General features: G+C 40.8%; 11 protein-coding genes and 1 CRISPR repeat array. Of the genes, 1 reads left to right on the forward strand and 10 read right to left on the reverse strand.

Annotation, left to right across the window (positions count from 1 at the left end; translation table 11 throughout):
- Positions 1-60: 60 nt before the first annotated feature.
- From lysS to cas1c, 4 genes are all read right to left on the reverse strand, one after another.
- The gene (gene lysS / locus EDC41_RS02985) at positions 61-1,563 is read right to left on the reverse strand and encodes a lysine--tRNA ligase (RefSeq protein WP_006250676.1); all 1,503 of its coding nucleotides are present in this window, start codon (positions 1,561-1,563) and stop codon (positions 61-63) included.
- A gap of 153 nt (positions 1,564-1,716) precedes the next feature.
- Entirely contained in the window at positions 1,717-3,192 is a 1,476-nt protein-coding gene (gene rng, locus EDC41_RS02990; protein WP_006248118.1) for a ribonuclease G, read from the reverse strand.
- Positions 3,193-3,441: 249 nt separating this feature from the next.
- A CRISPR array of direct repeats spans positions 3,442-3,938; the repeat unit is 32 nt; unit sequence GTTTCAATTCACAGCCACGCGTAGGTGGCTGC.
- A gap of 189 nt (positions 3,939-4,127) precedes the next feature.
- On the reverse strand, positions 4,128-4,421 hold the full coding sequence (gene cas2, locus EDC41_RS02995) for a CRISPR-associated endonuclease Cas2 (protein WP_006248114.1): 294 nt from the start codon (positions 4,419-4,421) through the stop codon (positions 4,128-4,130).
- A gap of 66 nt (positions 4,422-4,487) precedes the next feature.
- Positions 4,488-5,501 (reverse strand): type I-C CRISPR-associated endonuclease Cas1c, encoded by a 1,014-nt coding sequence (gene cas1c, locus EDC41_RS03000; protein ID WP_006250674.1) that lies wholly within the window; start codon positions 5,499-5,501, stop codon positions 4,488-4,490.
- Positions 5,502-5,618: 117 nt separating this feature from the next.
- On the opposite strand from cas1c, the gene EDC41_RS03005 reads away from it, so the two are divergent.
- Positions 5,619-6,299, forward strand: coding sequence for a hypothetical protein (locus EDC41_RS03005; protein WP_006250673.1), 681 nt, complete (start codon positions 5,619-5,621; stop codon positions 6,297-6,299).
- A 101-nt stretch (positions 6,300-6,400) separates the two neighbouring features.
- On the opposite strand, the gene cas4 is transcribed toward EDC41_RS03005, so the two are convergent.
- From cas4 to EDC41_RS03035, 6 genes are all read right to left on the reverse strand, one after another.
- The gene (cas4, locus tag EDC41_RS03010) at positions 6,401-7,066 is read right to left on the reverse strand and encodes a CRISPR-associated protein Cas4 (RefSeq protein WP_006250672.1); all 666 of its coding nucleotides are present in this window, start codon (positions 7,064-7,066) and stop codon (positions 6,401-6,403) included.
- The gene (gene cas7c / locus EDC41_RS03015; protein WP_006250671.1) at positions 7,066-7,929 is read right to left on the reverse strand and encodes a type I-C CRISPR-associated protein Cas7/Csd2; all 864 of its coding nucleotides are present in this window, start codon (positions 7,927-7,929) and stop codon (positions 7,066-7,068) included. Before cas7c ends, cas4 begins: the two co-directional genes overlap by 1 nt.
- Positions 7,930-7,938: 9 nt before the next feature.
- Positions 7,939-9,723: a type I-C CRISPR-associated protein Cas8c/Csd1 gene (cas8c, locus tag EDC41_RS03020; protein ID WP_006250670.1), complete on the reverse strand. Its 1,785-nt coding sequence runs from the start codon at positions 9,721-9,723 to the stop codon at positions 7,939-7,941.
- Positions 9,720-10,397, reverse strand: coding sequence for a type I-C CRISPR-associated protein Cas5c (gene cas5c / locus EDC41_RS03025; RefSeq protein ID WP_006248107.1), 678 nt, complete (start codon positions 10,395-10,397; stop codon positions 9,720-9,722). The genes cas8c and cas5c overlap by 4 nt, the downstream gene beginning before the upstream one ends.
- A gap of 237 nt (positions 10,398-10,634) precedes the next feature.
- On the reverse strand, positions 10,635-12,386 hold the full coding sequence (locus tag EDC41_RS03030) for an ATP-binding protein (protein ID WP_006250669.1): 1,752 nt from the start codon (positions 12,384-12,386) through the stop codon (positions 10,635-10,637).
- On the reverse strand, positions 12,376-13,431 hold the full coding sequence (locus EDC41_RS03035; protein ID WP_020824140.1) for an SIR2 family protein: 1,056 nt from the start codon (positions 13,429-13,431) through the stop codon (positions 12,376-12,378). The genes EDC41_RS03030 and EDC41_RS03035 overlap by 11 nt, the downstream gene beginning before the upstream one ends.
- Positions 13,432-13,467: the final 36 nt, after the last annotated feature.

Raw genomic sequence — 13,467 nt, forward strand, 5'->3', positions numbered from 1 at the left:
AAATTTGACCGCTTGTAATACAAAAAAGCACACCGAAGTGTGCTTTTGTTCTATTTCTGATTACTTCTGACGCATCGCTGGGAATAAAATTACATCACGGATTGATGGGGCGTTAGCGAAAATCATTGCTAAGCGGTCAATTCCTAAACCTTCACCCGCTGTTGGCGGCAGACCGTGTTCCAATGCCACGATAAAGTCTTCATCTTTAAACATTGCTTCATCATCACCGGCATCTTTCGCCGCAACTTGAGCATCAAAACGCTCTGCTTGGTCTTCTGCATCGTTTAATTCTGAGAAACCATTACCAATTTCACGACCACCGATAAATAACTCAAAACGATCAGTTACCTCTGGGTTTTCATCATTACGACGAGCTAATGGTGAAATTTCTGCCGGGTGAGCCATCAAGAAAGTTGGCTGAATTAATTGATGTTCTGCCACTTCTTCAAAAATCGCATTGACTACCGAGCCTAAACCCCAAGATTTTTGAATTTCAATGCCTAAGCCTTTCGCAATTTCCACACTTTTCTCGAAGCTGTCTAAATCTTCACGTTGAATGCCGTTACCATATTTCACAATCGCATCGTGCATCGTAATACGCTCAAACGGTTTACCGAAATCGAATACATAATCACCATAAGGTACGTCAGTTGTGCCAAGAATATCTAAGGCTAATTGGCGTAACAGTTCTTCGGTATTATCCATTAAATCGTGATAATCCGCATAGGCTTGGTAGTACTCAATCATTGTAAATTCAGGATTGTGGCGTACTGAAACCCCTTCGTTACGGAAGTTACGGTTAAGCTCAAATACTCGCTCAAAACCACCCACAACTAAACGTTTTAAGTAAAGCTCTGGAGCAATACGCAGATACATATCCACATCTAACGCATTATGATGAGTGATAAACGGTTTCGCTGCCGCACCGCCCGGGATCACTTGCAACATTGGCGTTTCAACTTCAATAAAGTCTCTTTCTAAGAAGAATTTGCGAATGCCTGAAACTACTTGCGAGCGGATCATAAAAGTACGGCGAGATTCTTCATTAGAAATCAAGTCTAAATAACGCTGACGATAACGAGTTTCTAAATCCGTTAAACCGTGATGTTTATCCGGCAACGGGCGTAAAGACTTGGTTAAAAGTTGAACTTCAGAGCAACGAACCGTTAATTCACCGGTTTTGGTTTTAAATAACGCACCTTCGACGCCCACAATGTCGCCTAAATCCCAAAGGCTGACTTTTTCTTCGTAAACGCTGTCACTTAAGTTATCACGAGCTACATAAAGCTGAATCGCACCGCTCACATCTTGAATGGTAAAGAAAGATGCCTTACCCATTACTCGTTTTAACATAATACGACCGGCAACTTTCACTTGAATATTCTGTTCTTTTAAGGTTTCACCTTCCACTGCATCATATTGAGCGTGCAGATCTTTGGCTAACGCATCACGACGGAATGTATTTGGAAATGCGTTACCCTGCTCACGGATTTTGTTTAATTTTTCACGGCGGGCTAACATTTCACCGTTTAGATCTAATTCTTGATTTTCTACTTCAGACATTGAATTACCTTAGATTTCAAAAAAGGATAAATAAAACTGGACGATTATACGTTATTTTGAGGAATTTGGATAGGAAACAAGCGGTCAGATTTTCTAAATTTTTTGTAACTAACGATATTGAGGCTAACTATTTAGCCTCAACCAAGTAATAGATTACATCACGACCACATCAAACTGCTCTTGATGATAATATGGCTCAAGTTTAATCTCAATTTTTTTACCGATAAACGCCTGAAGCTCAGCCAATAATGCGTGGCTTTCCTCGTTAATTAAATATTCAGCAACATCTTTAGCTGCATAAACGTGAATATTTTCTGTCTTAAACAAATGATGTACACGCACAATTTCACGCATAATTTCATAGCAAACCGTCTCTACAGTTTTCACTGTGCCACGCCCTTGGCAAGCTTGGCAATCGCAACAAAGAATTCGCTCTAGACTCTCCCTTGTACGTTTTCTGGTCATCTCCACCAAGCCAAGCTGAGTAAAGCCATTCACATTGGTTTTAACACGATCGCCTTTTAATGCCTCTTGTAACGATTGTAAAACGCGCTCACGATGTTCTTCCTCTTGCATATCAATAAAATCAATAATGATAATACCACCTAAATTACGCAACTGTAGCTGGTGTGCAATTGCCTGTATTGCTTCAATATTTGTGTTGAAAATCGTATGTGCAAGGTTACGATGTCCGACAAAAGCACCAGTATTAATATCAATAGTCGTCATCGCCTCAGTTTGCTCAATAATTAAATAGCCCCCCGATTTTAAATCAACCCGTTTATCCAATGCCTTTTGGATTGCCTTTTCTACACCATAGGCATCAAATAAAGTTTGCTGACCGGTATAGAGGGTGACACAATCCGTTAATTCTGGCATAAACTCAGCTAAAAATTCTCGCACTTGCTCATAAGTTAGCTTTGAATCGATTCTAACCGAATTGATATGTGTACCAATAAAATCACGCAGTACCCTTTGAGCAAGCGCAAGCTCTCCATAAAGCATTGATTTTGCGGAATATTTCCCTTTTCGTTCTAATACTTTACGCCACAACCGTTTTAAAAATTCAACATCTTGCTTTAAACTTTCTTCAGTTGCCTCTTCTGCAGCGGTACGTACAATAAAGCCCCCAAGTTCATCACAATAAGGCTCAACCAAGCTTTTTAAACGAGCACGCTCTTCTTCACTTTCAATCCGCTGAGATACTCCCACATGGCTATTTTCTGGCATAAACACTAAATAACGAGATGGTAACGTAATATCAGTAGTGAGCCTAGCTCCTTTAGTACCAATTGGATCTTTCACTACTTGTACAACTATATCTTGCCCTTCACGCACCAATTCAGAAATATCTTTAACCAGAAATTGCTTCTTTTCATTTTCATCAACACATTCCGTATGCGAAACGATGTCAGAAGCGTGCAAAAAAGCAGCCTTCTCCAAGCCGATATCCACAAAAGCAGATTGCATACCTGGTAATACCCTTGTCACCCTTCCCTTATAAATATTACCAACAATCCCGCGTTTAGCTTCCCGCTCAATATGTAATTCTTTCAATATTCCGTTTTCTACCAACGCTACCCTTGTTTCGCTTGGGGTAACATTCACTAATAATTCCGTACTACTCATCTTACTGTCTCTATATTTTAAAACTATCTAAAGTGTATCATTTCACATCTTAGAAAACAAAAACTCAGTTCGAACAAGCGGGTAATTTCTGATTATTTTTTGCAAAATAGAATATTTTCGTCATTACTATGATACATAGCAGATGCAATCAGTCTAATTAACAACATACAAATTTGCCATTGATATTTCAATATATATTGATGCGAAGGTAGCAGCCAATGGCGAAAACATAGGATTTGTGGGTACACCGTTTCAATACACAGCCACGCGTAGGTGGCTGCAATTGCCTGTACATCAACATAACCACAAACACGGAGTTTCAATTCACAGCCACGCGTAGGTGGCTGCTCGAAAATCTTCCACGCATTTACGCCGATGTCAGTGTTTCAATTCACAGCCACGCGTAGGTGGCTGCGTTTCAGCACTTGCTCGTCTGTCTAGATGTAAGCGTTTCAATTCACAGCCACGCGTAGGTGGCTGCTAATGCAATGCAGCGAGGGCGAAGAGCTTATCCCTGTTTCAATTCACAGCCACGCGTAGGTGGCTGCACGAATTTACCCCCGAAATGGCCGCCTTGATTGGTTTCAATTCACAGCCACGCGTAGGTGGCTGCTTGGCGCAGATGAAGAGAGCGATAGCGATTTAAGAGTTTCAATTCACAGCCACGCGTAGGTGGCTGCAGGGTGAGAGCCTAGAGCTTTACCGCAAGCGGGTGTTTCAACTCACAGCCACGCGTAGGTGGCTGCCCTTACAAGATAACGTATTGAAATATCAGGCTTTTTAGCCCTTTATTCGCTAACGTTTTGTAGAGAGTGGATAAAGTATAGCATATCGCCAATATACTGTGCCTTATTTTTTCTAATTCCTTGATTATTAAAGAACAATATAGATTCGCTAACCTTGCTACATTTTTATGAGAACTACAGGCTAGCGATTTATAAAATCAGCGTATCTTTAAAAATATCCACTGAAGGTTTTGCGCCATGGTGCTCAACTTTATTCCTCCATTTACTGCCTAAATGGTAAAAGCGCAAACTATCACAGTCTGGGTTGTAAGTTGCCAATAATTTATTTTTCAATGTTACCCACTGAGCAGGAGTAACATCACACTCAAACACAGAATATTGCGCCCGCACACCATAATCCAAACAATGCTTAGCAATACGGCGTAGGCGAGCCTGCCCTTCGGGGTCATCAAATGAAATGTCGTAGGTAATCAACATCAGCATAGTTGCTAATTCCTCAATGAATAAAACATAAACAAGCGGTCAAATTTCAACAAAATTTTGCAGATTTTAACGCATTAAAAACGGCGGATATTCTGCCAAATCGCCACGCAAATGACGAGCCAATAACATCGCTTGGATATAAGGTAACAAGCCGATTTCCACTTCTTCCTCTAAAAATGGGTGAATGATTTTTTCTTGTTTTTTCGCTTGCAAGGTTTGAAATAGTAATTTTCTTGCTTCAGGCTTGAGCGTTACCGCACCACTGGCTTCCGTCACAAAATCATCAGGCTTAACCTGCCCTCGATTGATCAGCGACAGCACCATTCTGTCCACCCACCACGCTCGAAATTCCTCCAAAATATCTTGAGCTAAGCTATCTCGCCCCGGACGATCTGCATGCAAAAAGCCAATTTGCGGGTCAAGCCCCACGCCTTGCAATGCCCCGCTAATATCTTTCCCTAAAATACTATAAAGAAATGAGAGCAAAGCATTCACACCGTCACGAGGTGGGCGGCGATTACGTCCGTCAAAGTGGAAACCGCTATTTTCTTTGATAAGATGAGAAAACATCCCAAAATAACGAGCCGCAGCATCGCCTTCAATACCACGAATCAAATTCAAATTGTCCGCTATTTTCAACTGTTGCAAGCTGTAATTTAATGCGGTAATTGCTAATTGAATATCCGCATTTTCGCCGTGATTACGAATTTGCCGTTGTAACACTCGCTTAGATGCTTGGATTTTGGCTGCAATGATGTTGCGAGCCACAGGAACAGGGTTGGTCTCCGACTTTTTATACTGGGCTCGGCGTAACAATACATTACCACTTTGCCGCCCCTGCAACCGCCCAAGATAACGCCCATTTTCGGTAAAAAACGCCAAATTTACGTTATTTTCGCCACAAAATCCCATTAAAAATGGCGATACCAATACATTCCCAAAACAGAAAATATGCCCGATGGAATGTATCGGTAATTGTGCCACTTTTTTTCGATCTTGCTCCACAACTAGTGTTTCACGTTCCTTGTGCAAGTAACTACCTTGGCTGGTGATATAGAGGGTGTTTTGGAGTTTGCGCATGGTTGGAATTTCCTTAATTTTGACAATAAACCTAGATAGGTTTTATAAATTATTCTATGCTTATATATGGATATTCAATATACTAAATCTAATGCATTGTAATAAAAAGGAGCTTATATGAAACGTAGATTTTTATTTAAAAATTATGGTCCAGATGATCAAACTATAATTCAAGCAATTCAACATTCTGTTGAAATATCTCGGAAAAATAACAATTCTAACATTCATATTGTTTTTCCCAGAAAGTCTGACTTTGAAAGTACTAATCTTGGGAAAATAATTGATCAAATATTAGGAGCAGGATCAGCTAAAAAATTAACTAAAGGTGAATCTATAGGTTCCTTAGATTTGCTACTTCCATCAAGAATTAATTCTTCAAACTCATCTGGTACAATCTTGGCTGTTTACTGTACATCTCATGATATGCATTTGATCGACTCAAACTCTTCTGCTGATGACATTATATTCGTATCCTGGTTGCCAGATGAAGCTAATCATTGGGAGAATACTTGGCATAATCATGGACTTATTATCATGAAAGGGGAAACTTCTCTTAATATTCCACAAATACCGGAAGAAATTGTACAGTCATTGACTAATTTAACTGCTATTATCAATCTATCTACTGGGCTATCGCACCCATCAGATAAAAAGCATGCTGAACAAATCTTCAAAGAGCTATCTCAAAAGGGATATAAAGCGGATGAAGAACAAATAGCTAGCTGGGCAATAGCTCATGGATGGAATGCTAGCCATTTAAGCGATCTTAAGAAACTAGTTCGTAGATACCTTTCTTAATTCCCATAACAACTACATTTTTCTACTATTTCTATACTTTAACACTTCAATTTTAGATGGCTTTTAGTATTTAAAAGCCATCTATTTCCTATGTTTATAAATTATTTAAAGATTTCTTCCACATACCTTTCCGACCTATCCCTATCCAACAACTGCGGTTGGCAGAGGTCAATGAGTGAGCAGGCTTTGCAGCGTTTGCTATATTTGGGGAGTGGTGTTGTTCCGCTGTTTAAAAGTGACCGCACTTCGGAAATGGTGGCGAGGGTTTTGGTGCGTAGTTCGGTGGAGAAAGTGATCGGCAAGCGGTGGCGGGTTTGCATATACCACAATGCTCCCTCGTTAATAGTTTGCCCCGTCATTTCTTCCAAACATAACGCTTGGGCGCAAAGTTGGATTTCGTCCATCGGTTCAGGTTTTGGCTTGCCACGTTTATATTCCACCGGTTTTAGTTCGCCTGTTTTCAGATCTCGCTCGACCAAATCCAAAATACCACTGATGCCTAATTTTTCCGCTGCAACGTGAACCGTTCGCTCAAAGCGAATGCCCTTTCGGGTTTCTGGCTCACCACTATCTACCCGCTCGTGCAACACTTGACCTTGTGCGGTGAGATAGTTTTCTGCCCACACCTGTTCGTTATGAATTAACGCACATTGACGTGGGCAGAAGGCGTAGTGTTGCAAAGCGGAAAGCGAAATCGACCGCTTGTCATAGCCAAATTTTGGCTGAACAAGCGGTAAAATTTCCGTAGAATTTTGCAAATCGTCCATTACAGCAATTCTTCAACGGTTACACCCGTTAAGCCTTCAGCTTGTACGCTGATGCGGTAGTCGTCATAGTCTTTCGCTGGCGTGTCTTTTTCACCGTTGATTCGCTCAACTTTTACCGAGTCAAACAGTTTGTGTGCAGGTTGGTTGCCTAATTCGCTGTCGTGTTTAAATACGATCAGTTTACGAGCTGCCATTTCGCCTCGTGCGGCAGAACGGTCGTGTTCAAACATAAGTTGCAAGGCTTGCCAAAGTTTTTGTACATCTTCATCAGAAAAGCCCGTTTTTTCAGCGAGTTTAGCTGAAATAAAGCCGTGAACACGATAAAGTGCGTAAGGCACGATATATTTACGCCCCATAGTCCGTTCTTTTTCAAGATCTTTTTCGTTGGTCACTGCCATTCGTGTGATCGATACTTCTAGCGGAATAATCGGATCGATAGATTGAGCGAACGCCAATTGCACTGGGCCTCGCACCTGTCCGCTGTTTACTTCGGTAGTCATTACCGCCCCAAAGGTGCGAATATCGAAAAAGTTTTTGCACATCCAAGCGGTAATTTCTCGGGCTTTAGCTTCCTCTTTTGGTAGTTTTTTCGCTTCCGATTCAATCCCTAATGCTTCATAAGCACGTTTGTTTTGTAAATTCAGAACGCTTTTTTCTTTAACATAGATTTCGTAACCCGCCTCGTTTTCATAGCTCATTTCAATAAAATTGCGGATTTTGCGTTTTAGGCAAACATCGGTGACTAAACCTTTACTGGTTTCAGGATCAAGGCGTGGCATATTTCCTGCATCTGGATCACCATTTGGGTTACCGTTGGTTACATCAAAGAAAAAAACAAATTCATAGCGGTTTTGAATAGACATAGTGTTTCCTTAGTTTTCAATAGACTCAGTGGTTTCTTTTTTAGCGAAATAGCTTTGTTTTTGGTGGTAATAGCCAATCGCAAAGCGGCCTTGCTCATCGATACTTAAATGGCGAGGGAAATTTTCCGGCAAGCTGGCAATAATCTCACCTAAATCCTTATCCAGATTAACTGCCATTCCGCCCTTATCTTTTCTCAAGCGAGATAAATGATGTTTTGCTCCGCTTAATAAGCGAGGGAATACCGAAAATGGCACGGCAGAGGCTGAACCATAATAACGGTCGGCAATGCCGGCATTTAATTCACCTAACGCTTGGGTTTGGATTCTTTCTAATACCGCAAATAACCTGCCGAGCAAGTAAGCTTGGTTATCGCTTTCTTTATTTAAGCTCATAGGAACTCCTTCTTTAATAAAACCTTTTCTAAATTTTCGTTGTAAGACCGCTTTCATCAATGCTACTCGCAAGCCGTTAATATCTCCGTCTGCTCGGATTCGAGTCACCAGCTGAGAAAGCAAGCTCATCGGGTATAAATGACCGCTAATAACCGCCCGAGCCATTTCGCCCGCCAAGACAGGAGAAATATTCTCACTTTTACCTAATGAAGCAGTTTGTAATAAAAGTCGCCAAATGGAGGGAGGCGTTTTCCATGCACAAGGCTCAAGGGCAAGATCTTGCCAATGCTCGCTAAGATTTTTTGCCAGTTGCCCAAAGGTGGTATCCAGCCAAAAACGCACCGAAATGCGAGCTGCATTCGGAGCAAGCCCCAACACATAAAAACGGGTGTTTTCAGATAATTCTGGGGAAATTTCTGCAAGCGGTCGTCCTTTGCTGATTTTTTGCAATTCTTCAAAGATTTTTTGGTTTTCTTGCTCATCATCTGGAGGCGTCATTAAAGCAGCAAAAAAGCCTTCAGCAGCTTCAGCTTGGGTGGTATTGTCTGCTTCTGCCCAAAAGACAGTGCTGGCATCACCAATGGTTAAACGATGTTTCTCGGTGCGTAACAAATAATTTAAAGCAGTAGTGTAGGCAAAGGCGGCTTGTTCAGAAACAGGGGCATTACTACCTTGTTCCTTGCCAAATGAAGTGAAGGATTCTTTATTAAAAGAGATGATTGAACCACCGGAACTTTGCCCACCAAATACCCCTTTAATAGGAGGATGAGTTCGTTGAATTGGCGATAATTTGCCTGAAATTAAGCATAAACCTTTTTCAGCATTATCACTTTGATTTATCAACAAACTTGTCCAAAGGGTTTGTGCAGCTTCTCGCTGATGAATATAACCGCTTGTGCCGACTAATTTAAACACGACATTCGCATCAAGAATTTCTCTTGGGCAGATTGATTCGGCAAAATGTGTGGGTTGCCATTGTTGCAGGAAATTTCTTATCGCCATTAAACCTTCATCATTGGAATCTGCAAGCAAATCCAAATGGTACTGTTTAAATGCCTCAAAGGTTTTCTCGGCGAAATTGATGGGTTGATCTTTGGCGGTGGCTTTATCAGGATTACTTTCAATGCCTAGCACATAAGCGGTTTTATCCCACAGAAAATTGGGCTTAATGCCAGACGTGCGTTTTTCAGGGCGAGGTACGCTCATCAATTTCGGTTTTGGTTTCTTATCTTCTGTTAAATTTGAGATCACATTGACCAAATTTCCCTTTGAATCTAATTCTAGTACCCAACCGATTTTTTCTTCACTGAAACCATAAGAAGGCACTTTAGCTTCGCCTGTTAAGCGATCTTCTTGTGCTGCAAGGCGGTAATAATAGCGAGTTAAGGCGGAGAGAATCATGATTTGACCTCCTCTGCATAAAATGGTGGCACATCAATCACGCCATTTTTCATTTCCGCACGGAAGAAACGAGGTTGATTACCGTGCTCAAAATCAATGTCGTGCAACATCCAGCCTAAATCCCGATCTCGCTCATTTTCTGCCAAAAAACACTCAGGTAACGGTTCATCGTCATCAATCAAGGCAAAATTTGCGGCAAATTCACGCACGCCCATACAAGGCTGCTGGAAACATTGCCCCTTTTTCGCACGGCGTTTAAACATTTCAATATGCTTGGTGACAGTTTCCGCCTCGCCTGCCATTTTGGTCAGCACTGCGTGAGCTTCGATCACATAACCGACATTTTTCAGCACAGTAGCAGCACGTTGTTGGCGGTCGTCTTCAATCACAGTATATAAATCCGCCACTGTTTTACGCTTCATTGCACCACTGATTTTACTGGCAGAAATTTTACTGCCTAACTCATTACGGCGAACAGACTCAAATTGAATCGGTTGTAATACATAAATTTTATCAATCACCCAGCGAATTGCCGGCTTCCAATGCACCGCAGCCAAAATCCCCCGTGCCGCAGACGGCGTAATCACATCATAAGACACCCGTTCTACCTTCATTTCAGGACGGGTAAAACAAGCATAATCACCCCAAATATGGAGCCTGATTTTGTTTGGCATAATAGAATGCTCCTTTTAATTATGTAACACACACCTCCCCGAAGGGAGGTGAAATTTCTTTAGCTTATAACTGCTTTGGTTTCAACCCACGCACTCGGTAAAATGCGAAAAATTTTATGGCTTATTATATTAAGCGGTCGGATTTACTTAGAAAGTTGCAAAGTTATTTGAGTATTTAACCGCTTGTATTTCAAAATAGTCAGAAAAATAACAGCACTTTCTAGGTACAATATTTTTCTAAGAACGAACTTGTCTCCGCAATGCCTCTACTGCGTTTGACACAGCATTTGGTTTGGGCTCCTGGTTTGCCCAATCAGACCAGAATTGGCGTGTAGCACTTTCTGGGGCTATATGCGGTTTAGCAAGTTTGATTCGTGTAGGTAATAGAATCGAATCGCCTAGCAATAACGCTTCGCCTAAATCAAGTAACGGCAATATATCAGTAATTCCAACCATAGATTCCGGCAATAAACGCTTTACAACACTTTGATCTTGATCATTTGTTAATCGTAAAACCAAGAAATTATTACATTGACTCAAAATTGTTCGGCTTACATCTGAAGGACGTTGGCTAACGACCAACAAAGACACGCCATATTTTCTACCTTCTTTCGCAATCCGCTCAAAGGCTTCCAATGCGCGTTTTTCCGCTGCTTCCGCTGAATCTCGAACAGGGAGATATAAATGTGCTTCATCGCAAATAATCGTTAGTGGATGGCGGGAATCTTTATCCATCCAAAATTGAATGTTGTATAAAAGGCGGGCAAGAACTCCCGTAACAATCGGTAAAACATCCGACGGGACTTCCGAAAAATCAATAATTTTTATCCCTTTTTCGCTCTCAGAAGCAGAAAACAGTTTTGACAACATATTTTCCAGCCACCCATAGCTGTTGCACTCTACTGGCGGTTGGAACATAAAACCGCAACGTCTGTCATCTATTTTGGCTTTCATCCTTCCCATAAACCTAGACAACTTACTATACCAAGGACCTTGCTTTGTTCCTGAACCTCCCTCTTTAGGTACCATCTCAGAATTATCTTTATCTAAACGAGCTAACAATAATTCAATAGAATACGGAATTGGCGAATCAACAGTAAACGTTTCCAAAACATCATTTCTTTCTTCCTTATTCAATGTTTGCTCTTTTAATGCGCGAACATGCTCAGTAAAACGCGCCGCCTGATTCGGAGCATTATCATCACTGCGATCTAAAATTAAAGCCAGCATTTCTTCCCGATTGAGCAGCCAATAGGGAATAAATAAACTGCGTTCATCTGAACCATCCAAATCTCCCGGTCCAGCAATACGGTATTGCTGAGCGATAGCGTTTTTACCTTCGCATAGAGTGCTATATTCACCGTGCATATCGAATACAATAAGATTAGCAGCTTTTAAAGCTGCTGCACGTTCCAATATTAATGCAACTGACCAGCTTTTACCGGAACCAGTACTACCCAAAATAGCAGCGTGCCGTTGAAAGAATTTATCTCCGTTTGCTATAGCTACAGCCGTTTCATCAGCCATAAAATGACCTAAAGTCAGCCGTTCATTTTCTTTTACGTTAGCGGACAAAAGATTCATAAATAATTGCAGATTGCTGCCACTAATATGAAAGCAATCTCTATCAATTTGCGGAAAACAATCCGCTCCCCGCTTAAAAGTGTTGCTCAAACTACCATCAACAGCTTTATAAGTACCGATTAATACTGCCTTGATAAAGTCATCCTGACTTTCACCCAGAGGAATTTCACCCTCATTAGATATTTCTTCTAGCAGCAATTTTTCACTGATAGAACGCGTTACCCGTTCGATAATGCCGATAAGGTACTCACTAGCCGTTCTGCCTTGAATCGCAATCAGATTACCCACAGCAATACTAGTCATTTGTTGATGCTCTTCAACAGAAATCAATACACGGCTGGTATCTACTGTTACAACCCTGCCCAAACGGGCATTGTCTTTAAAATTCAATGTTTCATTTGCCATTCTCTAAAATCTCTTTTACAAAAAACTCAACGTCCCACCAATGAACATTAGGAATAAAAGTTTCTTCTTGCTTGCTAACCACCCTTGTTCCAGCCTTATCTCCATCAAAAATCAGAGCCTTACAATTCGGAGCTTCCTTCACCACGTTTCTGGCATTTTCTGAAAGTCCTCTTGTCAGAAGTAGTGTTTTCACACCACTTTTAATTTTGCCTGTCAAATGTGTTTGAAGGTGGTCATCATTAAAACCATAGCCGATACATAAAATTGAAGAAGCAGAATCAATAGCTTCATTTGCTTTTTCTCGATGAGCATCAAATGGTTGTCCATAGCCTTTTTTATACTTCCCAACACCAGGCGTAATAATTAAAGGCTCTTCCACTTTACCTATACAACTTGTCATTGGAACGTCTCCAGCCATAAACCAATCTAAACTACCATGCGGTTTAAAGATTTTGATATGATCTCGATAAACCAATTTTGGACATTTACCTTTTACTCTAATGTCTCTTATCTGCAATTTCCTACTCAAATCAGGATTATGTTTTCCCCAATAACGACCGACCATCATTGAATCTATTCCCCAATTTTCATACTCTGCCGCAAACTCAATCAATCTATCATAATTAGTAGTAATTACACGGGCAATTTTAGGATTTGAAGCTGAAATATGGGGAAGCAAATAAGAAAATTTGAGCTTCTGATTCTCAGCAATACATTTGTTTATCGCTTTTTGCTCTTCGGAGAGTACATACTCGGCTGTTATTTTAATAATAGCGGCTTCTATCGTCTCATTTGCTTGATGCTTCAACAATGCACCTTCCAAGCCTTCAGAATCCAGACAATCAGAAATGGTATTCCATGTTACCTTATCTATATCATCAAGACATTCAGGCATTCGTTCTTTTAATCTATCAGCTAATGCTCCCATTCCCGGCAAACCTTCGGCACAGGACAAACCCGAACCGACAATAATGACCAAATTGTCAGTAAAAATAGTTTGCAACCATTTTTTTAATTCATCTTCATCTAATAATGGTTCTCTCATTTTACGTTTCCCTTCCAAATATCTATTCTTACAAAC

Origin of the sequence: Mannheimia haemolytica (genome assembly GCF_004342115.1) — a bacterium.
GTDB classification, from domain to species: Bacteria; Pseudomonadota; Gammaproteobacteria; order Enterobacterales; family Pasteurellaceae; genus Mannheimia; species Mannheimia haemolytica.